The sequence below is a fragment of the Acinetobacter sp. YH12027 genome, assembly GCF_013420085.1.
GTDB classification, from domain to species: domain Bacteria; phylum Pseudomonadota; class Gammaproteobacteria; order Pseudomonadales; family Moraxellaceae; genus Acinetobacter; species Acinetobacter amyesii.
Map to the genome: position 1 here is coordinate 68029 of NZ_VOYW01000014.1, position 24717 is coordinate 92745.

Below are 24717 nucleotides of genomic sequence, written 5' to 3' on the forward strand. Positions count from 1 at the left end.
GTACCTAATGTGTGGAAGATGGGAAATCAGATTGGGTGAATTCGGTACGTTGCGAGGTTTGCTGCCATACCAATAAAAAGTCAGCGTGTTGCGGCTGAGTTTGTAAATATTGAATCGTACTTTGAATCAAGTGCTGATGATCATTCAACAATAACTGCCCTTTCAGCAACAGCCAGCGTAAATAAATCAACCATGTATTGAGCACATCACCTTCACAGTAGCTGGTCAGTTCCATCCACTGTTGTTCACGCACATATTCAGGCACATGGTAGCCACCATCACCACGTTTACCGGGGAAACCAAGTAAATGTGCTGCATCGTCGAGCTTTTGAAAATGACGACCATGGAACATGGCCATGACATCCATCAAATCTACATGACGATGATGATAACGATTCTGGTAGTTATTATAGCGCTTTTGCGTATCAATCTCGCCCTGATCGAACAAACTTGGTGCAGATAGTCCGTGATACATGGCACGGAACAAAATTACAGGCAAATCAAACTGCGAACCGTTCCAACTGACCAAAGTCGGATGTCGCTTTTCAAAAATAGAAACGAATTTTTTTAAAATTTCAGCTTCGCTATTGTCTTCACGGCTAAATGAAAACAACTTCATGCCCTTTTCATCAATCCATAGTCCAGAGATACAGACAATTTCATGCAAGGCCAAACGCTGAAAATCCGTGCCCACCTCTTGGCGACGCAGTTTAGTCAGCGCAGCATCTAGATCCACCTCAGGCAGATCCAGTCCATACAAATGCGCACCTGACTTCAAATCTGTCAGTGTTTCGATATCAAAAATTAAAACAGGTAAACGCATAAGTACTCACCAGTGCCGATCGGCCACTGTAATTATTCAGGATCAACAACAGAGAATAGACCAGTAGACAAGTATCGGTCACCACGGTCACATACGATGCAAACAATCACGGCATCCGGATTTTCTTCAGCCAATTTAACTGAAGCCCATACCGCACCACCCGATGAGGTACCTGCACTGATACCTTCTGTACGTGCTAAACGACGAGCCGTTTTTTCCGCTTCAATTTGCGGAATATCCATAATGCGATCGACACATAAAGGATCAAAAATCGTAGGAAGATATTCTTGTGGCCAACGGCGAATACCAGCAATGTTTGAGCCTTCAGACGGTTGTAAACCGACAATTTGAATATCCGGATTTTGTTCTTTTAAATATTTCGAAATCCCCATAATGGTCCCAGTGGTTCCCATTGAGCTGACGAAATGTGTAATTTTACCGCCTGTTTGTTTCCAAATTTCTGGACCCGTAGTGAGGTAATGTGCTTCCACATTGTCCGGGTTACCAAACTGGTTTAGGACTAAACCTTTGCCGTCTTTTTCCATTTGAAGGGCAAGATCACGTGCTTCTTCCATGTTTTCAGATTCGATCAGTTCAGCACCGTAGGCACGCATGGCATCTTTACGCTCTTGGCTAGAACTTGCAGGCATGATCAAGGTCATTTTATAGCCACGCATTGCTGCAACCATAGCTAAAGCAATCCCTGTGTTTCCGCTCGTCGCTTCAATCAACGTATCACCCGGTTTAATCTGACCACGCTTTTCCGCTTGCATAATCATGTTATATGCAGGGCGGTCTTTGACCGAACCCGCTGGGTTATTGCCTTCTAACTTGGCTAATACTGTTGCTTGAGTATGACTTGCCAGACGCTGTAAACGCACTAACGGCGTGTTGCCGACGTAATGGTCTAATAAAAAATCGTCTGCTTGAAAATCAGGGGTTGTATTACTCATTATTCACACCTATATCGAGGTGCGCCTATTGTATGAAAAAATGCCTTTGCCTGCACCCATTTGCCTCGCTTTTTCGCGAAAGTGATTAAAGCGCAATCAGTTTTAAATAATCCATGCTAATATTCGGGGCATAAGGAATAAACTGCTTAAACCATGTCAAATATCAACAAAAAGCTTTTTAAACGCCTACACTTAAATCATGCCTATGGTCAGTTGATTGCACTTATTTTCGTGCCGATCACCATTTTGGCCTGTGTCGGTGCGATGTTGGTAATAACGGAAACCTCCAATGCAGCCAAAGCACAACAAAAACAAATGGCTGTCGCGATCCTGACGCGTTATCAACCGACATCAGAATCTGCCATAGAGTTGCTCAACCATTATCCGTGGCAGTTTGATCAAGCTCGTAACGCCATGCAAAGCATGTTGAACGAAAAACATTTGATTCGTGCCGCGATTATAGATTTCAAAGGCAACAACCGCCTGAGCATTGGCTTTCAAGATCAAGATATTTGGCCTGCTTTTGACAGTAAAGCGTCTTTTATTGGACCGATTGCACATCAGGGTAACCATATTTATGCCCTGAAAATTTTAGATTCAACCCAGACGCCGGCATGGTTAAGCATTGAACTGGATAATCAACCGCTGCAAATTGCCCGCTATCGCGTGTTAATCGTGTTGATTGCAACAGGCTTATTGACGCTCTTATTACTTTTGCTGTGTTTGAATTTTTATTCACGTCGTTGGATCGCACCAATGTACGAAATTCGCATGCAGTTACAACGTTTAAATGCCGACACCCTAGATCAGCACATGATCATTAACAGTACTGGCGAACTCCGTTTATTACAGCGTGATATTGCCAATGTTGTTAAACGCTTACATTTCAGCTTTTTAGAACTACGTGAACATACAGAACAAACGGAAGATGACTTAAGACGCACGCTCGATACTTTAGAGGTGCAAAACATCACCTACCGTCAAGCACGTGACCAAGCAATCCATGCCAATCAGTCGAAGTCGGTGTTCTTAGCCAATATTTCCCATGAACTGCGCACGCCACTTAACAGTATTGATGGTTTTATTCATCTTTTACTGCGCCAAGGCAACCTCAGTAATGAGCAAAATTTATATCTACAAACGATTCGTAAATCTTCTGCGCATTTATTGGCTTTAATTAATGACGTGCTCGATTTCTCCAAAATTGATGCCGGCAAACTAGAACTCGAAACTGCGCAATTTGACTTAGAAGAAGCCGTCTTTGATGTGATGGATATGTTGTCGCCATTGGCAGCGCAAAAGCACATCGATATGACCTTCTACTATGCGGACAATGTGCCGAAATTTGTGGTCGGCGATGCCCTACGCTTCAAGCAAATTTTGACCAACTTAATTTCAAATGCGATTAAGTTCACTCCAGATGGTGAAATTATTGTCCGTGTCCGTATGGAGCACGATGACATCGGTCAATGCCTGCTGCACTTTAGTGTGCAAGACAGTGGTATCGGCCTAAGCGGTACCGACCGTAAGAAACTGTTTGAATCTTTCTCGCAAGGTGATGCATCTGTGACCCGTCAATTTGGCGGTACAGGTTTAGGTCTTGCCATCTCCAAACAATTGGTCAGCCTGATGCATGGACAAATTGGCTTTGAAGATAACCAAGAACGTGCCCCAACAGAAAAAGGCTCAACCTTTTGGTTTACTGCGCGCTTTGTGGTCGATGAAGAAATTGAAATTGTGCATCCACAATTTAGCAATCTACAAGTCGTTTCCTACTTGGCACATCCAGCAACTGCCAATGTCCTACGTCATTATTTAGAAAATTATGATGTTGAACATATTGAAACGCAGTCAATCCTAGATTTATTTAGCCGTCTCAATCAGCTAAAAACCAATGAAAATACTTGGTTAATTGTTGACCATAGTGGTGACTCCGAAGCCTTACTGAAAGAAATTCGTCATCGTTATAGCGGTAACTTAGCAGTTTATGGCTACCAAATGATGCTCGATCCAAGCATGTTGAACGAGTACCGTGCTCGCCCATTGCATCAACCACTCAGCCGTACAGCATTGGTTCATTTATTGAGTAATGAGCCTTGGTTTGATCAGGAGCAACATGAAGAATTTAATGGTCAAGGTCTGCACATTTTAGCTGTCGACGACCATTTACCAAACCTGATTGTGCTTGAAGCCCTGCTCTCTGAGTTAAATGTTAAAACCACTAAGGCTTTGAGTGGACAAGAAGCCATCGAAATCATTCAGGCTCGCCAAGAGCAAGGTTTGGCAGCTTTTGACCTCATCTTTATGGATATTCAAATGCCTGTGATGTCAGGTGTCGATACCACGCGCGCTATTCGTTCACTTGAGTCAACCTTCGAAAATCATAAGCGCCTTCCAATTATCGCTTTGACGGCACATGCGCTCTCTGATGAAAAACAAAAACTCCTACAAAGCGGTATGGATGACTATGTCACCAAGCCAATTCAAATGGATCAAATTATTCAAATCTTGACCCAATGGACTACCGATAACTTTAAGAAAGTACCGGTTTTAGAGCGCAGTTCAGTGATTGAAGCCCTAGAGCCGAGTATTTTAGATTGGCAACAAAGCTTGCAGTTGGCCGCGAATAAAGAAGACCTTGCGGTCGATTTACTGAAAATGCTCGTCGATAGCTTTGAGCAAGAAATCCATGAAATGGCTCAACTCATCGAAGATGAAGATTTTCCACAATTAGAGCATGTGCTACATCGGCTTTATGGCGCAACCCGCTATGTGGGCGCTCCGACCCTCCAAGAGGTTTCAGGTCATTTTGAGCAGTTTGTATCGACCTTACGTAAGGAACGCCGTAAAGCAGATGACGCTTTTGTCCAAGAAACCCTGAACCGTTTTGATGAGTTAAAAAATGTCATGGCTCAAGTTGAACACGCAGCTCAACAAATCTTAGCCAAACAAAATAATTAAGCACAGTCCGACTAAAGTCAGTGCCGTCCAGCTTCTGTTGTGACTGCACTGTCATGTATCCTGTCAGGGTGCATGCTATGCTCGGGCGCAGAAACAACAAGAGTAATTACCATGGCTTTATTACGTGTAGAAAAAAATAATGGCATTGCAACGGTTTACTTAAACCGTCCAGAAAAACGTAATGCAATGAGCTTTGCATTGCTCAAAGAATTGGTCAGCACCGCTGAAAAATTAAAAAAAGATCGTAGCTTACGCTGTGTCATTTTAACCGGTGAAGCCAATGTATTTAGTGCTGGCATTGATTTGGCTGACCTCAATGATCCGAAAAATCGTGCCTATGCTGCATGGGAACTGTTAAAACCCGGTCAAAGTTTATTTCAAAAAGCCTTTCTGATTTGGCAGCAACTTCCTGTGCCGGTGATTGCCGCACTTGAAGGCTTTTGCTTTGGTGCAGGCATGCAACTTGCCTTGGCTGCCGATATCCGTATTGCCCACCCGAAAACGCAAATGTCGATTATGGAAAGTCGTTGGGGCTTAGTCCCTGATATGGGCTTAACCCGCTCACTCAAAGGTGTGATTGGACTGGATTTAGCCAAAGAATTAACCCTTACAGCACGTATTTTTGACGCAGAATATGCCAAGGATATTGGCTTAGTGACGCATTTAAATGTACAGCCTTTGCTTCAGGCACAGCAGTTAGCCGAAGAATTATCGCAACGTTCACCAGATGCTTTGGCAGCGGCAAAACAAGTGCTAGATGCTATGGAACATAGTCCAAAACGCTCTTTACGCTTAGAAAAAATCTGGCAATTTAAATTACTGCTCGGCAAAAACAGCCAATTGGCACGTAAAAAAGACAAGAACCCAGAGGTTCAGTTTTTACCACGCCAATATAAGTAAAATAGTCACACAGGATAGATTGAGTACAGCACATGGCGTTTGATCGTAATACAAAAATTGCATTTCTAGGTATGGGGCTGATGGGTAGCCGTATGGCCACGCGTCTCATTCAGGCAGGATTTGAAGTTGCGGTATGGAACAGAACTGCCGCTGCGTGTGATGAGTTGATTGCGATTGGCGCGACAGCGCTTCAATTGGAGAAGATTGCCCATTATCCTGTGGTTTTATCTTGTCTCGCAGATGATGCTGCTGTTGCCGCGGTGTATGCAAGCATCGAAACCCATTTAGCGGCAGGACAAATTATTGTCGACTTCTCGAGTCTTTCTGTGAATCAATCCCATCAATTGGCTCAAGCTGCAAAGTTGAAACAAGTCACTTGGATTGACTCTCCTGTTTCGGGGGGCACAACAGGTGCTGAACAAGGCACTTTGGTCATCTTTGCCGGTGGTGATGCTCAAACGATTCAAGATTTGAGTCTGATTTACAATGTTTTATCTCAACGTGTTACCCGCATGGGCGACTCAGGTACAGGTCAAGCCACCAAAATTTGTAATCAGCTGATCGTTGCTGCCAATAGTACGTTAATCGCCGAAGCCGTTGCATTGGCCGAGAAATCAGGTGTAGACACCACGTTATTAGCACCAGCGCTTGCCGGTGGTTTTGCAGACTCAAAACCTTTTCAGATTTTAACTCCACGTATGGCCTCGCATCAGTTCGAACCCGTGCAATGGAAAGTTCAAACTTTATCTAAAGACCTGAATAATGCAGTCCAACTGGCCGCCGAGTTTGAGTTAAGCATCCCTGTTGCCAGCCTTGCTTTATCGCAACTCAAAGCCCATCAGGACAATGGTTTTGCAGAAAAAGATTTAGCCACCATCATTCAACATGTCGAACAAAACTAACGACTTTCACTTTAGAAGTAAATTGCTTCAAGGACGATATACATGACTCAGCTCGCGGTTAATTTATCCATGATTTTTACCGAAGTGCCGTTGTTAGAGCGTTTTGCTTTGGCTCGTGAACATGGTTTTAAGCATGTAGAAATTCAGTTTCCGTATGAGCTGAGTATTGAGCAAATCCAAACCCAGCTCACTATCAATGATTTAAGCCTGTGTTTAATTAATGTCCCTGCGGGTGATTTGATGCAAGGCGGCGATGGTCTTGCGGGAGTTCCGGGGCGTGAAAATCAATTTCATCAGGCCTTAGAGCAATGTATTCGCTATGCCACTGCGTTAAATGTACCGAGTGTCAATATTTTAGCCGGCAAACAGCCCCAAGATGCAGACTTACTCCCATGTTTAAATACCTTGTCGAGCAACCTTAAACTGGCATGCCACATGTTGTCCGAACATCATATTCAACCGGTATTTGAAATGATTAATGGCACTGATATGCCGCGCTTTTTGGTGCAAAATATTGCCCAAGCTCAGGAAATGCTTGAAGCTGTACAACACTCTACTTTGAAGATGCAATATGACTGCTACCACATGGCGATGATGGGTGAAGATATTCTCAGTACTTTGGCAGAAAATATTCAGGATATCGGTCACATACAGTTTGCTGACTGTCCGGGGCGACATGAACCTGACTCAGCGCAGATTCCATTTGCAGAGATTTTTAAATGGTTAGATCAAAGCCAATATACAGGTTACATCGCGGCTGAATACCGACCACGAAGCAACTCATCACATTCTTTTGCGTGGAAAGACAAATACTTCCCTCATTTAGCCAATGGTCAATGACGTGTTGATTTGAAATTCAGCAACAAAACCGCTATATTAGACCATGTAAAATTGTCAGGAAATCATACCCTCTATGAATTTAGAACCATCGCCCAGCGCTTCTAATTCTCTCGATCTCGCAAAATCAACGCAAATCAAAGACGTACAAGCTTGCTTAGCTGTTGTACGTGAAGCACTTGAAGATGTAAAAGCCAAAGATATTATTGAACTTGATATCAGCACTATCAGCAACGTAGCAGATGCGATTGTTATTGCGAGCGGTACTTCAACTCGTCACATTAAGTCTCTTGCAGACAACGTGGCAGAAGAAGCACGTAAAGCTGGATTCCGCCCTATCGGTGTTGAAGGCGAACGTGATGCAGAATGGATCCTGATTGATCTCGGTTTTGTAGTGGTACATGTGATGTTACCTACAGCACGTAAATTCTATGATTTAGAAAGCTTATGGCGTACAGCTCCAGAAACTGTAGCTTAAGCTTCCAGAAAAAAGCGACCTAATTAGGTCGCTTTTTTTATCCCTTGATTTTATACACCAAGGACTATCAGCTTCATGGTGTTTTACCCCCTACACTAAAGCAGTTGATGTAAATCCACCTCAGGATAATTGGCTTTAATTTTCAGCTTGGTTTGTGCATAAACTTGGTCTGCACGCATCGGGCCATAAAAGTCACAATACACTTCATAAATGCTCGTTAAAACTTTGGCATAACTGGTCAAGGGCAAAAACTCGACAAAACTCGCCGTATTTATTTGTGCATTTGCCGCAATTGCCAGCCCGATTTCTTCTAATTGCTCAATCACATCTTGGGTGAAATCAGCCTGATCTGTAGATTTCACCGTCAGCATGACTGACTCGATAAAGCCTAAAAAAGCTTCGCTAATGGTCTCTGCAATGAGCTCGTCTTCTTGCACCTGCTCCTGTGGTTTTTCAGCACGTAACAGTTCCTGCTTTTCTAAGGTAGATAACTCATACAAAACTTGCTTCAGCATATCTTTACGATAAAAGCGAAGCTCCTCTGTGGTACAGATATCATTTAAGAAGCGATTTAAGACAAATGACGGTTTCATGCTGTACTGCTGTTCCCAGTGCCGTAGCGCACTGTCGAGTAAAGTCCCATGAATAAATTGTTGTAAGCCTTTTTCTAAAGCTTCGCGGCGTTGTGCTAAATTCAACAGTTCGGTGCTCATTGCTTTACTCCTATTAATGACGTTTGGTCATATCATCCGTTTCAAAAGTCACATCTTTTTGAAACTCGGGATAAGACAATTCAGCATGCTCGGTATAGTCCAAACCACGTTGTTCATGTTGCTTACTCACCCGTAAGCCACCCAACAATTTATCTAAGACCTTAAATACAATGAACGCAACGCCAAAGCCCCATAAAAAGGCTGCAATCACTCCAAGCCCTTGTATCGCGATGACATCGCCATTAAACATATTATTTTCAAGGAAGATCCCTGCAGCCAATGTTCCCCATGCGCCACAGAATCCATGCACGGTCACCGCATCAACCACATCATCCAGTTTCATTTTTTCCATGAGCATTGGTAGGAAGGTCACCATCACACCTGCACATAAACCGGTGATGACCGCATACAGTGGAGACATCGTTGCACAGCCTGCCGTAATGGCAACTAAACCACCCAGTGAGGCATTTATCGTGCTGCGGATCAAAATGGCTTTAGATCGGATGAGGCAGAGCAACATATATGCAACCGCGGCAGCACACGCTGCAAGATGCGTATTTAAAGCAATACGTCCTACGCTGACATTGGCATTAATGGTCGAGCCTGCATTAAAACCAAACCATGCTAACCATAAAATAAAACCGCCTAATGCTACCAAAGGTAAGTTATGCCCTGGTAAATAATGGCTTTGCCCATTGCGTCCAAATCGACCCAAACGTGGTCCCAATACAATGATGCCAGCCAAGGCAACCCAGCCGCCCATTGAATGCACCACGGTCGAACCTGCAAAGTCGATAAATCCGAGTGCTTTTAACCAACCGTCTCCGCCAAATAAACTGCCCCATGCCCAACTACCAAAGACAGGATAAATCAGACCTGAGACAACGGCCGCACTCACCACATAAGCGACAAAATGAATCCGCTCTGCCATTGCACCACTGGCAATGGTGGTTGCCGTTGCAGCAAACATCATTTGGAAAAATAGAAGGTTCCAGTGCCAATCATCCAGTTGATCGGGTGCAAAATGACTGAAGCCAAACCAGCCCGTGGTATTGACCCCAAACATCAGACCAAAACCCACCAACCAAAACACCAGACCACCCAAGCAGGCATCCATGTAGTTTTTCATGAGTACATTCACGGTATTTTTACTGCGAACTGAACCACTTTCGATCATGGCAAATCCGGCTTGCATAAAGAACACCAAGATACCGCCCAGTACCACCCAAATACTGTCGAGCGAGATACGAATTTCTTGAATATTACTGGCGATTTGCGGGTCAACTGCCCATGCAGTCGATGTCAGGACACTCAGAAACAGTGCCATCAAGTATGTTTTTTTCATGATTATTCCCCCAAGAATAACCATGCTGTGCAAAAAGAATACCAAATTTCAGACAATTAATTATTTTTCAATGCATTGCGTCACAAAACCAGTTCGCGACAATATTTTGAATCACTGAGATCGAATTTAATGGAACAAAACAGCTCATCGATCTGTACCTTGGTTTCAAAACACGCATCAATTTGATTCAAGCACCTGATGCGCTAAATATTTGTGCACTTTTAGTGTGAAGCATTCATTAATCAAAAGCCAAGAAAATAAAAGCGAAGAAAACAAAAAACCACCCGAAGGTGGTTTAAATCTTCCTCAATCCCGCTTTATCACAGCGGGACTTTGGCAATATGGATTAATGACCACCGCCATTAATGGCTTTTGTCATATCTTCCACAACTTTCTTCGCATCACCGAAGATCATCATCGTTTTATCGTTATAGAACAAGTCATTGTCTAGACCTGCGTAGCCTGTAGCCATAGAGCGTTTGATCACCATAATAGTACGTGCTTTATGCGCTTCAAGGATTGGCATACCGTAAATTGGAGAACTTGGATCGTCTTTTGCCGCTGGGTTCACAACGTCATTCGCACCAATCACGAGTACTACATCTGTTGCAGGGAAGTCAGAGTTGATCTCGTCCATTTCAAGAATGTCTTCATATGCAACGTCAGCTTCAGCTAAAAGTACGTTCATGTGGCCCGGCATACGACCTGCCACAGGGTGAATCGCAAAACGAACTTTTACACCTTGCTCTTTTAAGATTTCACACAATTCTTTCACGGCATTTTGTGCACGACCTTGCGCCATACCATAACCCGGTACGATCACAACGCTATCCGCATTTGACATCAAGAAGCCAGCATCGTCTGCAGAACCTGAACGGTGATTACGCTGTGCTTTTTCACCATTATCCGCCGCCGCTACTGCTGTACCACCCATTGCACCACCAAACAAGACGTTGATGATTGAACGGTTCATGGCTTTACACATGATGTAAGACAGAATCGCACCCGATGAACCAACCAGTGAACCTGCAACAATCAGCATGTTGTTTTCAAGCGTGAAACCAATCCCTGCTGCAGCCCAACCTGAGAACGAGTTCAGTAGCGATACCACCACTGGCATATCACCACCGCCTACTGGCGCAATCCATACCCAACCAAATGCAAGTGCAAGAACAGTCATTGCCCAGAAAGCATTCATGTTGCCTGTAGTGAAGAAGTAGATACCACACGCCAACATCGCAAGGAAAATTAAGGCTTGAACAGGTTTTACCCATCCACCTGAAATGGTTTTTGCCCATTTCTTCGCAGCCAATTTACCGTAAGCAAATACCGATGCTGTGAAGGTAATCGCACCAACGAAACAGCCTACAAACAATTCAAATAAATGAACTTTGCTCATATGAGCATGTTCTACACCCGCAGCTGTTAATACCGCTTCATTTCCTGCGAATGCCGCAGTCAATTGGTTGTTATGTAGAATTGCAGCGATCGCAATCAGTACCGCAGCCAAACCGACCAATGAGTGCATCAGTGCCACAGTTTCAGGCATTTGCGTCATCGGAACTGTTTTTGCACGTGCAATACCTACGACTGCACCCAACACCATTGCACCCACAATCATCCAAATCACGGGATGATCTGCAACAAAGAATGTAGTAATTACAGCAATCGCCATTGCGATCATGCCGTAACGGTTACCTTGAATCGCAGTTTTCGGACCAGACAAACCACGCAACGTTAAGATAAAAAGAACGGCACCAATCAGGTAGAACCAATCCGCATATTCTTTAATGAATTCCATGGATTAACCCTCTTTTTTCTTTTGCTTAGGTTTGAACATTTCAAGCATACGTGCAGTCACCGCAAAGCCACCAAAAATATTGATACTTGCAAGGAAAACGGCAATCGCACCTAAAATACTCACCACGTTAATGCTTTGGAACTGTACGCTTGCATCCACAATACCTGGGATACCAACGGTTTGAATCATCGCACCAACGATAATGATCGATGACAAAGCATTGGTTACAGCCATTAATGGTGTGTGTAGTGCAGGTGTTACCCCCCAAACCACGTAGTAACCAACAAAGATTGCCAAGACAAAAATAGTAATCGTTTCAACCATGATGATTCTCCTTAACCACGTTTCAGCAGCACTTGGCCGCCATGAGTGACAAGTAGTGCTTTTTGAATTTCTTCTTCAGGGTTAATTGCGAAGTTCTTTTCGCTATCAAACAGGGTTTCAATGAAATTCAAAACGTTACGTGCGTATAGTGCCGACGCTTCAGTCGAAACTGTTGAAGGAATATTTGGAATACCGAGAATTTTAACGCCATTTGCAGTCACAACATTTTCGCCGCAGACAGAACCTTCAACGTTCCCGCCAGTTTCAACCGCCATATCTAAAATGATTGAGCCTGGTTTCATTTTGGCAACAGTTTCTGCTTTGATTAAACGTGGTGCGTCACGACCCGGCAATAATGCAGTCGTAATCACGATGTCAGCATTCGATACGGCTTTATCAACAATAATCGCTTGGTCGCGAATGTAGTCTTCACCCGGCATCCAGCCATAACCATTTTTCGCAGCATCAGCTGCTTTTTGTTGCTCTTCTGGTGACATTGGTACGTCTAACCATTTACCACCCAAAGACTCAACTTGGTCACGTGCTGTAGGACGTAAGTCAGTTGCTTCAACTACGGCACCTAAACGTTTTGCTGTTGCAATAGCTTGTAAGCCTGCAACACCTACGCCCATGATCACAACACGTGCAGGTTTCACTGTACCTGCTGCTGTCATCAACATTGGGAACATACGTTGATATTCTGCCGCAGCCAAAAGCACAGATTTATAACCTGAAAGGTTGGCTTGAGATGAAAGTACGTCCATGTTTTGCGCACGAGATAAGGTCCGTGGCAAAAGTTCCAATGCAAATGCAGACACGTTTTGTGACGCAAATTGGTCAAGTTCGGTGTTGCGGTAAGGGTCAAACATCCCCACAACGGTGGTACCCGCTGTGAGTTTTTGAATTTCGTCACCTTTAGGCGCACGAACTTTCAAAATCATTTGACTACCGGTATAGGCATCATCCGTAATTTTGGCACCAACTTGTTCATAGGCACTATCGATGTAAGCAGCGTTTACCCCTGCTCCACGTTCAATAACGACGCTATGACCAGCGCTGATCAACTTCTTTACTGTTTCAGGCGTCGCAGCGACGCGATTTTCACCGACAACAGTTTCGGCTGGAATTCCGATCTGCATGAGCGTTCCTCAAGCTAATTTTTCTTAAGTAAACATCGCAATCCGCGATGTCTCCCCTCAGGATGTGTTTTTGTACAATTTTTGGATTCTAATTGAACTTTTTTAAAATACTACCCAATATTTATTTAATAAATACCCATATTTTGAACTCATGATTCATGAAAAGAATAGTGCGATATTTCATTTATTCAGTTTTATTTGTCGATTTATTACTCATTTTTATCCTATTTATAACTTTTTAATATTACTTAAGACCAAAAAAATAAATAATTTCGCTGGTTTTAGTGCTGATTGTTTCAGTGCGTTGATCATTGTGACATTTTCATTCGATAACTAATGACCTTAACGTGTCGTGAAAAATCGACTTAAGTCAGGTAAAGCCGCTATTTCATTCAGACTGCATCAGCTCGTTGACTCATTTGACAGTTTTGACGTGCTGACCTGCATTGAAAACTGACTTTTTTCTGCCAGAGTCTCGTCAAATCGGTCAGCTTGAATATTCGATGGATTTTTGCGCACGTTTCGGGTTTATTGAGATCTTGCTCTCCCCACCTGATGCTTCGCCTTAACTTAGAATTGACTTTTTTAGCTAAAAAAATAATTTTTTGAATATTTAGCATCATGATATCGCTACTGACTTTCTATCCCCAAAAAACACTATTGCACCATTTGTGTGCAATTTTCACATTAAATGTTTCAGCCTGATATATTTGACCTGCCGAGTCATGTTGAGATTAAAAAATCTCAAAACCAAATTGGTCATTTCTTCCACTGTTTTTCATGTTTGATCTAGCAATCCCTTATGCATAAAGGAATAAGTACTATTCTTTTTTTACATTTTTACTCACACGATGCATTTTTTATAATCAAAATGATAGTTCAAACTTATCGGATCAATGCTGTCGAATTCGTTCAGTCGTCATGAGGCACACCTTAACTTATGTCAAGAAACCTTAGTCCGCACTTCATCGGTGCAATTTTTGCGCTGATTGCTGCCTTCTTGTTTAGTACCAAAGCGATCTTTATTAAGCAAGCCTATGCACTTTCTCCTCTTGTCGATGCCACTGTCCTCATGGCTTTACGCATGATGAGTGCATTGCCGTTTTTCTTGGTCATTGCATGGCTGAGTCGACGTTCTTATCAAACGATTCAACGAAAAGATTGGGTGCTCTTGCTCATTTCAGGATTAATCGGCTATTACTTTTCGAGCTGGCTCGACTTCCGTGGCTTGATGTATATCAGTGCTTCGCTTGAACGAATTATACTTTTCCTGTATCCCACATTAACCGTACTGGCTTCCGCTGTTTTATTCAAAAAGCCACTAAGTTTTAAAACCATCCTTGCCCTGATTTTAAGTTATGGCGGGACAGTGTTAGTGATGCTACAAGAACAAAATGCCACACCACATGATCAGTACTTTTGGCTCGGATGTAGTTTGGTTTTTGCCAGCGCCGTGTTATTTGCGATTTATTTATTACTCACGCCAGGCCTCATGCAAAAGTTTGGTTCTTTACACTTTACCGGTCTAGCCCTGAGCATTGCCTGCGTTGGGACGATTATTCATTTTCTATTTGCAACACCACAGCCCATTGCCTTGCTCCAACAACTCCCGAGTCAAGTCTGGCTGTATGGTTTAGCGCTCGGACTATTGGTTACCGTGCTTCCAACCATTTTAATGATGCAAAGTATCGTCCGACTTGGGGCTGCACAATCGGCCATGATTGCCTCTATCGGGCCCATTTTAACGATTTTACTGGCTGTCGCGTTGTTGAATGAACATTTAAACCTATGGCAATGGGTCGGTTGCGGTCTGAATATGCTGGGTGTCTTGATGATCAGTCTCAGTAAGAAACCCTAAACCCCTACTTGTATACTATTCACAGAGAAACACTTTAAGACCTGTTTGATTTTCCTTATAGTGACCACAACAGCGTGGCAGCAAATTCTTTGTATACGCTTCCGCCCAATATCTGGACAATTTATGAAAGCCTCGATCGACATTAGCCATGATAAAAGCCTGTTGTGGCTTATGGCTGCTGCATGTGGTTTATGTGCGGGTGCCAATTATTATTGCCAACCTTTAGTGGCTTCTATCCAACAGAGCTTTCAAATTCCACAATCTGAAGTGGCGCTTACCGTCACTTTCGCGCAAATTTCTTATGCTTTGGGTCTACTGTTTATTGTGCCGATTGGCGATATTGTGAATAAAGCCAAATTTATTCCATTACTCATGCTTGGTGCGACTGTCGGTTTAGCCCTCTGTGCTTTTTCGACCAATCTATACATGCTTTGGGCAGGAACCATTATCACGGGGCTATTTTCAGTGGCTGCTCAGGTTCTTATCCCTTTGGTCACTGTTGCGATACGACCTGAAAAAATTGGGGCAGTTGTTGGCTTTTTAATGAGTGGGTTATTGGTCGGCATTCTGTTATCGACCAGTCTCTCTGGCTTATTGTCCTATCTGTTTCATTGGAAATCGATTTACATCCTCAGTGCTCTTTTGATGTTGGTGTTAGCCGTCTTACTCAAAAAGCGTTTGCCTGTGGTCAGCATCACACGGATGCCCTACAGCCAAGTCTTCCAGTCAATGGGCGCATTACTCAAACATGAGCCACGGTTAATTTTCCGTTCTCTAATTGGGGGCTGTGTCTTTGCCGCGATGAGTATGCTGTTTTCCACCATTGCCATGTTACTGACTGAGCCACCTTTTCAATTGGCCGATGTTTGGGTCGGTGTCGTGACTTTAGTTGGTGTGTTTGGTGCCCTATCAACACAATGGATTGGGCGTTGGGCGGATTTGGGTTTTAACCGAAAATTAACTTGGCTCGGTTGTAGCATCTTAGCCCTCAGTTGGGGACTGCTGTATTTGGGTGGATCATCTCTTGCTTTTTATATTTTGGGCTATGGTTTAATCAATCTAGGTTTGGCAATGGTGCATAGCTGTAATCAAAATATTATTTTCCAACTCAACCCGATTGCACGCTCTCGAATCAATTCAATTTACATGACTTTTTATTTTGTCGGTGGTGCATGTGGCTCAGCTTTGGGCGTATTCGCCTGGCATCATGGCGGCTGGACCACCACCTGTATGACAGGGATAGCCTTAGTCATTGCTGCTGGATTTTTTGTATTGATCGATCAACTCTATACTGCGCGGCAACTAAAATATCCACAATGAAATGTCTGGATCATTATTCTAAAGCCACATTACTGTGGCTTTATTTTTTTGAAATTAACTGACCTGCACCACAGGATAAAAGGGTTTGCCTAAATCCAAGGTTTCTGCATTTTCCAAAAGAATCACCATAAACACCGGTAAGAGAGCCAACAGTATTGTGCAGCCATCTTGAAGTTGTTTCCGATTGACCGAACTTTTATAGGTCGCGCCGCCATGAACCATTTGATTGCGTAGCGTATACATGCGATTGAACAGCACCATTAAAATATCAACGGAATCTTTTTCTTTAAGCGCGTGCAGTACTTTTTGTTTTTCATGCGCCAAGCCCTCTTTGCATGCGTCATGGCTAATTTTTTGATTTTGATAATCCCAAAAGCCCTGATAAACATAGGGATTATCCAAAAACAACCGTATCGGCTGACTAAAACGCTCCCATAAAATATTATAGATTTTATGCTCTGCATCCTTTTGGCAAATCACATATAAAAACTGCCTTAAGCTTTGCTTGTCCTGCGCAATCTGTAAGTCTTGCGCGTATATTGCGTTGAAGGACACCCACAAACTGATAAATTGCAAATCGAGGTCATCTTGAAGATCAATCGACTTTTTCAGCCAACTTAACCCTCGATGAATGCGTAAATTAAATTGGTCGGTATGTTCCGACTTTTTACTTTTAAATATTTCTTCAAGTAGCATCATGCCTGCTAAATTCCAATGGATAATTCATTTATTTTTCTACCATTTGAACTTAGCGCAATTGTTTACCTGCATGCAATAAAAATATCTCTGTATTCAACTATTTGGTCTCATCTTGTGTGAGATAGGTATAACGTTCTAACTGATCATTTTCATCAAAAATTAATTCATAAGACATTTTCTTCCCGTTAAAAACGGATTCGGCAGGTGTTCCGAAAAGCTCCCATAAACCCACAGTCGCCACATCTGCCGCACCATGCCAAAACGCACGCCCCACTTTACTGGCAGTCGAATAACCTTGGGTAAAAGTATAAATTTCATGGCGTTTGCCATTTTTATATTCAGAGGTGATCGGTGCGCCAAATTCAGCAATCACCAAGTTACGAGACAGGCCGTGTTGAATCATTTCGGTATTTTTCTTGTTTGGCTGCTTACTTGCCATGACAACTGAACAGCCTGTTGTGCCTGACAATGTGAAAACTAAAGCTATTCCTAAGCAGGTCTTTTTCATCATGTGGTATTCCCCAAATTCTTCAAATTTCTATTTTTAATTTTTGATTTTTGATTTTCATCTGCTGTTGATCTTAATTGTTTCTTTCATCTTTTTCATTTTTTTATACGACTATTCGTCTGATTTTTAGAATGATTAGCGCTTGAAAGATTCACATTTATGAAGGTTTCAGACTGAATAATGCTTTAAGTGAATTAATGTTCTGTTGGTGACGAATTCGGTGGAACAAACCAGTTTTTCCAAGAGCTACTATGGCGAGTTTCAATTGCAACGGTAGGGATGAGCTCTTGCTTCAGCATTTTTTCTTGACCCACGGCTTTCGCCAACCGCGCTTTGACCGAGTGTATACACTCACGGTCTTCAAACTCACAGCGGTCAAGGTTGGAGCCACCACAGGGTCCATTGGCTAATCCTTTGGGGCAGGTTTCTGGGCAAATATACAAGGTTTCACCTAAACGACATTGTCCGCAACTTTCACAGCCCACGATGCCATGTTTACTGATAAATTCTGTTTTCAGCAAGGCTGCATCAGCTTTCGGTTTTTGCCATAATTTGGCCGCAAAAATATAAGATCCCACCCCTTTGGCCAGTTTTGAACTAAAAAATAACTCATGCATGACATGCATACTTTTATATTTCAAAACTTGTTCAACTGGAGCTTTATGGTTATTTGCGCCCGTCGGGTGGAAGTTCACATCTACACTAGAGCGCCAAAGCATTTTCCATTTTGCTAAACACTGTTCAAACGTTAATGTGGCAAATTGCAAAATTGCTTTTTGCAACTTCTCTTGCTCTTCCACTTTATGGCAAGCTGATAAATGAACCCCTGCATAGCCCAAATGCTGACACATTAAAATTTGTAAAGCGCAGCGTGCATAGACATTTTGTTCAGCTTGTATGGCGTCAGTTTGCTGTTCTTGTTGCAAAAAATTTAATACATCTGCTGAAAGCACGATGCCTGCGACTTTTTGCTTGGCCATAAAGCGGGCACGGGCAAATGTCAGCGGCATGACACAAGCCAATACAGGCACACGTGGATAATATTGCTGCATATAGCGTTGGTAACTGCTCAACACATCCATGTCAAAGCCCAACTGTGTAATCACATAGTCAGCGCCAGCTTGAATTTTTTTATTCAGTTTAAAATACTGCGCATCCTTTTCTGCTTCTGCATATTTAAAAGGATTAAATGCTACCCCTAAATAAAACCCGCCATAGTCTTTGGCTGCCATGACTTGATTGACCGACTCTAAATAACGGCTCCGTAGAGTCGGATCATTTGCCCCATCCTGATGCTGCTTGAGTTTATCACCACTGAGCAAAAGTAAATTCTCTACCCCGTGCTGCTGAGCAGCATTTAGAAAAGTCTGAAAATCTGAGATATCTCGGCCTTTCCCCGAATAATGCAGAATTTTTTCAATGCTTTGAGGGTAGTCTTGCATTGCTTCTAAAGGAGCAATATCCGTGTCACTTTGTACTCGGTCAGCCAATGTCATGCACACAGGAAAGCCTGCAAATGTCGTTGGGACCAGATGCGTTTTTTGCGTCGTTAGATATTCAAACGAGATACAAAATTGGCGTTGCATTAGATATTGGGAAAATAAAGACATAAAGGCAGGCAGTTAAATTTGCTGAGAAACCATACAATAAAGTTTATAAAATTATAGATTAATCACATAAAAATTTAAATTACTTAAGCCACACTTCCAACTCATTCTGGCTTGACTTTGAATAAGCCACACTAGCAAGACCATGCCCCAAACCACAATTTATGCTAATATTGCGCGCGTCTTGAAATGCGGTTTTTTTCATCGTATTTCAGACAGCTTTTGGTATTTCTTCACCATTTTCCATTTCGTTCTTCCATCTTGTTCTTTTAAGGCGTGTTTTTTTAATGACTGATCTCCAACCCATTGAAAATAAACTTCAACCACGAATTAGTGTTGCGCCAATGATGGATTGGACGACTCGTGACTATCGTTTCTTTGCACGCTTGTTTAACCCTACTGTGATTCTCTACACCGAGATGGTCACCACAGGTGCGATTTTATTTGGCGGTGCGAATCGTCATTTGGACTATAACAACGAAGAACACCCGATTGTGTTACAGCTAGGTGGTTCAAATCCTAAAGATTTAGCGACCTGTACCAAGATGGCACAGGACTGGGGCTATGATGAAGTAAACCTCAATGTCGGCTGTCCGAGTGACCGCGTTCAGAACAATAAAATTGGCGCATGCTTGATGGCAGAGCCTGATTTGGTTGCAGAATGTATTGCTGAAATGCGAAATGCTGTTGATATTCCAGTGACCGTGAAACACCGCATCGGGATTGATGACATGCAGTCTTATGAAGAAATGCTACATTTTGTCGATACCGTGGCAAAGACTGGCTGTGACAATTTTATCGTGCATGCGCGTATTGCCCTGCTGCAAGGGTTGTCGCCAAAAGAAAACCGTGATGTGCCACCTTTACGTTATGAAGATGTTTATCGTCTGAAACAAGAACGTCCAAATTTATTGATCGAAATTAATGGCGGGGTGAAAACCTTTGCTGAAACGCAGCAACATTTACAACATGTTGATGGCGTGATGATTGGCCGTGAGGCTTATCACAACCCGTATTTATTGGCTGAGATCGGTCAGCTTTGGGATCTCGAATTACCCAACCGTTTCGATATTATCGATCAGATGCTACCGTATATTGCTAAACGCATGGAAGAAGGTGCGCCGCTTTCTATCATTACCCGTCATATTTTAGGTTTATTCCAAAATCTACCAGGTGCTCGAAAATGGCGTCAGGCTTTAAGTGGTGGCAATGCCAAAACCTTTGCAGATGTGGAAAATGCCATCCAAAATATTAAAGATGCAATGCAACGTACTGAAGACTATTTACGTGATCATCCTAAAGTCGTTTTAGAAGATTAATCTTCAAAAAGTGAAAGCCTGCTATTTTGCGGGCTTTTTTTATTTTTCATGTTTCTTAAAGTGCTTGCTTGGTAAGATCGACAACTCAGCTAAATCATCTAAACAGTCACATCATCACTCAATGACTATTGACCGTAATATTCCCTTTGGGAAAAGGCTCATCATCATAGCCAGTCCATTGATAATCGGATGGATCTTCTTCCTCACGTAAACCCACATAGCTCTCAGGCGCCGATGTAACAGGCTCAACCTCTTCGGTTGGCTGTTCCAATTCCTCAACCAAATGATTCAACTCTTGATCTAACTGCGCCTGATATTTTGCAATTTCAGCTTCGTCAATGAAGGCAAATTGTTCTTCATCTATTTTCCATGCATAGCCTTGCAGGTCTTTGTAAATATCGACCAAAACAGTATAAGGCTGACCATCGTATTGCAACGTCGCCTGAGCCTTAAAACTTAATCCCTTACGTTCTAATACTTTTATATTTTGAATCCGTAAATGGTACTGCCGATAATCTGGATTCTGATCAAACTCGTGCTGCATCTGCTGCTCAATCTGCCGAGATAATTCATCTGTCGAGACAAAATAACTACAACCAGCCAAACTCAACAGTAAAAAAATGGTGAGCCATCGAAACATATTGCATCCCCCATGATGCATTTATTCTTGATGAAAAAGTCAGACCGATCACAGATTCCGATCCAAACATTCCTCATTGTTTGCTTCATAATAGCCAATAAAACACACAGTACAAGCCAAATTATCAAGATTTCTCAATTTTATATTTAATTTTGATATCAATCACTTAAATTGCATTTTTGCTGTTTTAAAACACTGACAGCCTTGGTCTATTGCTGACATATTTTTGTTGAAAATGACCATTTTGGTAGTAGTTTCCTAGCCTTCAAATTTTCAACATGAAACTGAACCCATCGTAATTTATCCAATATAGAGCCTTAAACAAAACATCATAAAAGCGCCATAAAAAATCCCCGAATATTGCGGGGATTTTGAGGAATCAACTGAAATTATTCATCGTCCGTTTCAGGCTCATGATTTAGCGCATCATGTATGGCTTCCACCAATTGCTGTGCAATTTCTTGTTTTGACGCTTTCTCTAAATCACGCTTTTCCATTTGATATTGATCTGCGAAGAACACGGTCATGGCGTTTTCATCAGAAGCAAAACCAATATCTTTACGTGAGACATCATTGCACGCGATCATATCGAGTTTTTTCGCCACAAGTTTGCCTGCGGCATACTCCTCGACATTGCGTGTCTCGGCAGCAAATCCAACCATAAATGGACGTTTTGACTGCTGCGCAATCGTTGCAACGATATCTGGATTTTTAATTAATGCCACATTGAGTTCATCACCAGCTTTTTTGATTTTATGCTCTGCAACTTCTGCCACGCGATAATCCGCAACGGCTGCTGTTGCAATAAAAATATCACAGCCTTCATCTAACATTTGCAAACTGGTGTCTAACATTTTAATTGCAGACTGCACATTAATCCGTCGTACACCATTTGGTGTATCTAAACTTACGGGTCCTGCGATCAGCGTTACTTTAGCCCCAGCTGCATAACAAGCCGCTGCCAGAGCAAACCCCATTTTACCTGTGCTGTGGTTGGAAATATAACGTACAGGATCTATCGACTCACGTGTTGGACCGGCTGTAATCGCCACATGTTTGCCTGCAAGCATGCCAAATTTTTCAGCAATAGCTCGCTGTGCTTGATGAAAATAGGCCGTCACTTGATCTGCTAGATCTTCAGGCTCAGGCATGCGTCCTAAGCCCACATCTCCACATGCTTGAGAACCGGCATCGGGCATGATCACATGTACGCCATCTTCAACCAGTGTATTTAAATTACGCTGTGTCGCTTTGGCTGCCCACATTTGCTGATTCATTGCTGGGGCAACCCAGACCGGCGCTTTTGTCGCAAGATAAAGTGTCGAAAGAAGATCATCTGCTAAACCCGCCGCAAATTTTGCCAGCGTGTCGCAACTTGCAGGAGCAACCAATACCAAATCAGCCCAACGTGCCAATTCAATATGTCCCATGCCCGCTTCTGCTTCGGGATTGAGTAATTCGGTATGCACAGGATTGCCTGAAAGCGCCTGAAACGTTAGCGGGGTCACAAAGGCTTGCGCACCTTGAGTCATCACCACGCGCACATCAAATCCGGCATCTTTTAATCGACGGACAAGAATGGCACTTTTATAGGCTGCGATACCACCAGTGACACCTAAAAGAATATTTTTTGTGGGCATTACACTTAAATCAAAGCTCACGAACAGGCTACCTATCTGTTGCAGTGGCGCTCACAATAGCATTAAATATGCACTGACCCAACAATCTGCTGTGAAAAAGCCGATTGACTGATAATAAAAAAGTCTAAGAATAATGAATAATTCAATTAAAAATTGGCCTGAACAAGAGCGCCCACGTGAGCGCCTGATTCATCAAGGCGCACAAAGTTTATCCGATGCTGAACTACTGGCTATTTTCCTACGCTCTGGTTCCCAGCAGCACTCTGCTGTCGAACTCGCACGACTCCTGATCCAACATTTTGGTCAGTTGCAAGCGCTGATGGATGCTTCACTTGAGGATTTACGCCAGTTTCATGGCATTGGAAACAGTAAATATGCGCAGCTCATGGCGGTAAAAGAACTCGGTAAACGCTATGTGAGTCAACATTTTCAAAATGAAGCCTTACACTTGCAACATTCTGAACAATTGCAAAACTTTCTTCGCTTTGAATTTTTATCGGAACGTCAAGAAGTCTTTGGCGTGCTCTGCCTAGATGCGCATTTAAGAAAAATAAACTTTAAAAAACTTTTTTATGGCAGCCTCAATACCTGTGAAATTTCCATCAATCAACTGCTGCGATACGCCATTTCTGAACACGCCAGCAGTATCATCATTGCACATAATCATCCTTTCGGTCGTGCAGAACCTTCTGCTGCCGATCTTGAATTGACTCGGCTCATTCAGCAGGCTTGTCAGCTGGTGGAAATTCGACTGATCGATCATTGCATTATCTCAACAGAAGGGAGTTTTTCCTTTGCTGAACATGGCTTGCTCCAAGCACACTCATCTGCATGAAACAGTTATTGACAAGTGCTTGAGCAAACCCGAAGATCATCATAATTTTTTAAAACTAGAAATTATCATTCGAACATGATCGTCCGTGACCAACCGAGTATTTTTAAACTGCTATTTTCTTGGCGAGGAACGATTTTACCTAAGGTTTTACCTCCGCTCGGGATCGTTATGTTGCTGTCTGCCATTGTGGGCGGCTTATCCTATGTCGATATCTTCCATTTTACCGAATTTCCTTTGGTCGGCTTTACCCTGATCGGTGTTGTGCTGTCGATTTTCTTGGGCTTTAAAAACTCAGCCTGCTATGACCGTTGGTGGGAAGCTCGGCGTTTATGGGGCATTTTGATTGCCAACGCGCGACATTTTGACCGTGACTGCCGTTTACTCAGTCAAGGCCGTCGTGAACGTGTGATTCAACATGTAATCGTCTTTGCCAACGTTTTACGTGACCGACTCCGCCATCAAACCGCCAATCCCACTGAACTGGTTGAAACCAGCGGCATGAGTGCGAATGCCATCACCCAGTTATACCAACAGGCCAATGCACCGCAGTACACGTTGAGTTTGATTCAATGGGAGCTAATGCAAGCGCTCAAAGATGGTGAAATTTCAGATATTATTTATACCCAGATGAATCAGCATGTGATGGAACTCAGCACCGTACAAACCGGCTGTGACCGTATTGCCACCACGCCATTACCGTTTGCTTATTCGGTCTTGCTAAATCGAACCGTTTATTTTTTCTGTTTTGTCTTGCCGTTTAGCTTGGGTTCTACTTTAGGCCTTGCGACCCCCCTTTTGGTCGGGATTTTGGCCTATACCTTTTTAGGCTTAGATGCGCTGAGTTCAGAGATAGAAGAACCCTTTGGTACACAAAGTAATGACCTTCCATTGGACTCGATGGTGCGTACTATTGAAATTGAGCTACTTGGGACTTTAGGAAAACCCACCCCACCACCGATTCAAGCCAAAGATCATAATTTACTGTAATTGATCAATGGGTCTAAACCCTCGCTTACATAGCCTTGCGTACACTTTTTTGTACATCGAAGATATGTAAGCAATTGATGTTACGCAGCAAGATCAGAAGCGTAATTTGATTTAAATAAAAGAACGAT

At 42.8% G+C, this 24717-nt stretch carries 22 protein-coding genes; 10 read left to right on the forward strand and 12 right to left on the reverse strand.

Annotated elements, in window-relative coordinates:
* Positions 1-4: 4 nt before the first annotated feature.
* A complete protein-coding gene (locus tag FTT94_RS06840; RefSeq protein WP_180105887.1) occupies positions 5-823 on the reverse strand; it encodes a 3'-5' exonuclease in 819 nt (272 codons plus the stop codon).
* A 32-nt stretch (positions 824-855) separates the two neighbouring features.
* Positions 856-1776 carry a cysteine synthase CysM gene (cysM, locus tag FTT94_RS06845; protein ID WP_180170472.1) on the reverse strand — a complete coding sequence of 307 codons (921 nt, stop codon included), beginning with the start codon at positions 1774-1776 and terminating at the stop codon, positions 856-858.
* A 153-nt stretch (positions 1777-1929) separates the two neighbouring features.
* Here cysM and FTT94_RS06850 point away from each other — a divergent pair, with 153 nt between their 5' ends.
* The 5 genes from FTT94_RS06850 to rsfS all read left to right on the forward strand — a co-directional run bounded on the left by FTT94_RS06850 (position 1930) and on the right by rsfS (position 7854).
* Positions 1930-4737 (forward strand): ATP-binding protein, encoded by a 2808-nt coding sequence (locus FTT94_RS06850; protein WP_180170473.1) that lies wholly within the window; start codon positions 1930-1932, stop codon positions 4735-4737.
* Positions 4738-4848: 111 nt separating this feature from the next.
* On the forward strand, positions 4849-5637 hold the full coding sequence (locus tag FTT94_RS06855) for a crotonase/enoyl-CoA hydratase family protein (protein WP_180004603.1): 789 nt from the start codon (positions 4849-4851) through the stop codon (positions 5635-5637).
* A gap of 32 nt (positions 5638-5669) precedes the next feature.
* Entirely contained in the window at positions 5670-6539 is an 870-nt protein-coding gene (locus FTT94_RS06860; RefSeq protein ID WP_180170474.1) for an NAD(P)-dependent oxidoreductase, read from the forward strand.
* A 42-nt stretch (positions 6540-6581) separates the two neighbouring features.
* The gene (locus FTT94_RS06865) at positions 6582-7379 is read left to right on the forward strand and encodes a hydroxypyruvate isomerase family protein (protein ID WP_078191282.1); all 798 of its coding nucleotides are present in this window, start codon (positions 6582-6584) and stop codon (positions 7377-7379) included.
* A 73-nt stretch (positions 7380-7452) separates the two neighbouring features.
* Positions 7453-7854 carry a ribosome silencing factor gene (gene rsfS / locus FTT94_RS06870; RefSeq protein WP_078191283.1) on the forward strand — a complete coding sequence of 134 codons (402 nt, stop codon included), beginning with the start codon at positions 7453-7455 and terminating at the stop codon, positions 7852-7854.
* A gap of 95 nt (positions 7855-7949) precedes the next feature.
* Here the strand turns inward: rsfS and FTT94_RS06875 are convergent, their stop codons facing one another.
* From FTT94_RS06875 to FTT94_RS06895, 5 genes are all read right to left on the reverse strand, one after another.
* A complete protein-coding gene (locus FTT94_RS06875) occupies positions 7950-8567 on the reverse strand; it encodes a hypothetical protein (protein ID WP_180123881.1) in 618 nt (205 codons plus the stop codon).
* Positions 8568-8580: 13 nt separating this feature from the next.
* Entirely contained in the window at positions 8581-9912 is a 1332-nt protein-coding gene (locus tag FTT94_RS06880; RefSeq protein WP_180170475.1) for an ammonium transporter, read from the reverse strand.
* Between the two features lie 346 nt (positions 9913-10258).
* Positions 10259-11713, reverse strand: coding sequence for an NAD(P)(+) transhydrogenase (Re/Si-specific) subunit beta (locus FTT94_RS06885; protein ID WP_180010925.1), 1455 nt, complete (start codon positions 11711-11713; stop codon positions 10259-10261).
* Between the two features lie 3 nt (positions 11714-11716).
* On the reverse strand, positions 11717-12037 hold the full coding sequence (locus tag FTT94_RS06890) for a proton-translocating transhydrogenase family protein (RefSeq protein WP_078191287.1): 321 nt from the start codon (positions 12035-12037) through the stop codon (positions 11717-11719).
* A gap of 11 nt (positions 12038-12048) precedes the next feature.
* Positions 12049-13176: a Re/Si-specific NAD(P)(+) transhydrogenase subunit alpha gene (locus FTT94_RS06895; protein WP_111885447.1), complete on the reverse strand. Its 1128-nt coding sequence runs from the start codon at positions 13174-13176 to the stop codon at positions 12049-12051.
* Between the two features lie 940 nt (positions 13177-14116).
* On the opposite strand from FTT94_RS06895, the gene FTT94_RS06900 reads away from it, so the two are divergent.
* Positions 14117-15034 (forward strand): DMT family transporter, encoded by a 918-nt coding sequence (locus FTT94_RS06900; protein ID WP_180170476.1) that lies wholly within the window; start codon positions 14117-14119, stop codon positions 15032-15034.
* A gap of 123 nt (positions 15035-15157) precedes the next feature.
* Positions 15158-16354, forward strand: coding sequence for an MFS transporter (locus FTT94_RS06905; protein ID WP_180170477.1), 1197 nt, complete (start codon positions 15158-15160; stop codon positions 16352-16354).
* Between the two features lie 54 nt (positions 16355-16408).
* On the opposite strand, the gene FTT94_RS06910 is transcribed toward FTT94_RS06905, so the two are convergent.
* The 3 genes from FTT94_RS06910 to FTT94_RS06920 form a co-directional block, all read right to left on the reverse strand.
* Positions 16409-17053 (reverse strand): HEPN domain-containing protein, encoded by a 645-nt coding sequence (locus FTT94_RS06910; RefSeq protein WP_180022580.1) that lies wholly within the window; start codon positions 17051-17053, stop codon positions 16409-16411.
* A gap of 97 nt (positions 17054-17150) precedes the next feature.
* The gene (locus FTT94_RS06915) at positions 17151-17561 is read right to left on the reverse strand and encodes a hypothetical protein (RefSeq protein ID WP_180170489.1); all 411 of its coding nucleotides are present in this window, start codon (positions 17559-17561) and stop codon (positions 17151-17153) included.
* A 194-nt stretch (positions 17562-17755) separates the two neighbouring features.
* Positions 17756-19171, reverse strand: a complete 1416-nt coding sequence (locus FTT94_RS06920; RefSeq protein ID WP_180170478.1) for a methylenetetrahydrofolate reductase C-terminal domain-containing protein — start codon at positions 19169-19171, stop codon at positions 17756-17758.
* Between the two features lie 284 nt (positions 19172-19455).
* Here FTT94_RS06920 and dusA point away from each other — a divergent pair, with 284 nt between their 5' ends.
* Positions 19456-20487: a tRNA dihydrouridine(20/20a) synthase DusA gene (gene dusA, locus FTT94_RS06925; RefSeq protein ID WP_180056108.1), complete on the forward strand. Its 1032-nt coding sequence runs from the start codon at positions 19456-19458 to the stop codon at positions 20485-20487.
* 118 nt (positions 20488-20605) lie between these two features.
* On the opposite strand, the gene FTT94_RS06930 is transcribed toward dusA, so the two are convergent.
* Complete coding sequence (locus FTT94_RS06930; RefSeq protein WP_078191306.1) at positions 20606-21127, reverse strand: Asp-tRNA(Asn)/Glu-tRNA(Gln) amidotransferase subunit GatC; 522 nt, start codon at positions 21125-21127, stop codon at positions 20606-20608.
* A gap of 389 nt (positions 21128-21516) precedes the next feature.
* Positions 21517-22788 (reverse strand): bifunctional phosphopantothenoylcysteine decarboxylase/phosphopantothenate--cysteine ligase CoaBC, encoded by a 1272-nt coding sequence (gene coaBC / locus FTT94_RS06935; protein ID WP_180170479.1) that lies wholly within the window; start codon positions 22786-22788, stop codon positions 21517-21519.
* 112 nt (positions 22789-22900) lie between these two features.
* Between coaBC and radC the strand changes: the two genes are divergently transcribed.
* Both radC and FTT94_RS06945 read left to right on the forward strand, forming a co-directional pair.
* A complete protein-coding gene (gene radC, locus FTT94_RS06940; protein ID WP_180170480.1) occupies positions 22901-23602 on the forward strand; it encodes a DNA repair protein RadC in 702 nt (233 codons plus the stop codon).
* A 75-nt stretch (positions 23603-23677) separates the two neighbouring features.
* Positions 23678-24589, forward strand: a complete 912-nt coding sequence (locus tag FTT94_RS06945) for a bestrophin family protein (RefSeq protein ID WP_078191309.1) — start codon at positions 23678-23680, stop codon at positions 24587-24589.
* Positions 24590-24717: the final 128 nt, after the last annotated feature.

Excerpts from the sequence above, each read along its gene's own strand:
- FTT94_RS06860 (WP_180170474.1), top strand. The coding sequence starts at position 5,670 with ATGGCGTTTGATCGTAATACAAAAATTGCATTTCTAGGTATGGGGCTG.
- FTT94_RS06885 (WP_180010925.1), bottom strand. The coding sequence starts at position 11,713 with ATGGAATTCATTAAAGAATATGCGGATTGGTTCTACCTGATTGGTGCC.
- rsfS (WP_078191283.1), top strand. The coding sequence starts at position 7,453 with ATGAATTTAGAACCATCGCCCAGCGCTTCTAATTCTCTCGATCTCGCA.
- FTT94_RS06900 (WP_180170476.1), top strand. The coding sequence starts at position 14,117 with ATGTCAAGAAACCTTAGTCCGCACTTCATCGGTGCAATTTTTGCGCTG.
- FTT94_RS06850 (WP_180170473.1), top strand. The coding sequence starts at position 1,930 with ATGTCAAATATCAACAAAAAGCTTTTTAAACGCCTACACTTAAATCAT.
- FTT94_RS06880 (WP_180170475.1), bottom strand. The coding sequence starts at position 9,912 with ATGAAAAAAACATACTTGATGGCACTGTTTCTGAGTGTCCTGACATCG.
- FTT94_RS06895 (WP_111885447.1), bottom strand. The coding sequence starts at position 13,176 with ATGCAGATCGGAATTCCAGCCGAAACTGTTGTCGGTGAAAATCGCGTC.
- FTT94_RS06930 (WP_078191306.1), bottom strand. The coding sequence starts at position 21,127 with ATGTTTCGATGGCTCACCATTTTTTTACTGTTGAGTTTGGCTGGTTGT.
- radC (WP_180170480.1), top strand. The coding sequence starts at position 22,901 with ATGAATAATTCAATTAAAAATTGGCCTGAACAAGAGCGCCCACGTGAG.
- FTT94_RS06890 (WP_078191287.1), bottom strand. The coding sequence starts at position 12,037 with ATGGTTGAAACGATTACTATTTTTGTCTTGGCAATCTTTGTTGGTTAC.
- FTT94_RS06920 (WP_180170478.1), bottom strand. The coding sequence starts at position 19,171 with ATGTCTTTATTTTCCCAATATCTAATGCAACGCCAATTTTGTATCTCG.
- FTT94_RS06855 (WP_180004603.1), top strand. The coding sequence starts at position 4,849 with ATGGCTTTATTACGTGTAGAAAAAAATAATGGCATTGCAACGGTTTAC.
- FTT94_RS06905 (WP_180170477.1), top strand. The coding sequence starts at position 15,158 with ATGAAAGCCTCGATCGACATTAGCCATGATAAAAGCCTGTTGTGGCTT.
- FTT94_RS06945 (WP_078191309.1), top strand. The coding sequence starts at position 23,678 with ATGATCGTCCGTGACCAACCGAGTATTTTTAAACTGCTATTTTCTTGG.
- FTT94_RS06910 (WP_180022580.1), bottom strand. The coding sequence starts at position 17,053 with ATGATGCTACTTGAAGAAATATTTAAAAGTAAAAAGTCGGAACATACC.
- dusA (WP_180056108.1), top strand. The coding sequence starts at position 19,456 with ATGACTGATCTCCAACCCATTGAAAATAAACTTCAACCACGAATTAGT.
- cysM (WP_180170472.1), bottom strand. The coding sequence starts at position 1,776 with ATGAGTAATACAACCCCTGATTTTCAAGCAGACGATTTTTTATTAGAC.
- FTT94_RS06875 (WP_180123881.1), bottom strand. The coding sequence starts at position 8,567 with ATGAGCACCGAACTGTTGAATTTAGCACAACGCCGCGAAGCTTTAGAA.
- FTT94_RS06840 (WP_180105887.1), bottom strand. The coding sequence starts at position 823 with ATGCGTTTACCTGTTTTAATTTTTGATATCGAAACACTGACAGATTTG.
- FTT94_RS06865 (WP_078191282.1), top strand. The coding sequence starts at position 6,582 with ATGACTCAGCTCGCGGTTAATTTATCCATGATTTTTACCGAAGTGCCG.
- FTT94_RS06915 (WP_180170489.1), bottom strand. The coding sequence starts at position 17,561 with ATGAAAAAGACCTGCTTAGGAATAGCTTTAGTTTTCACATTGTCAGGC.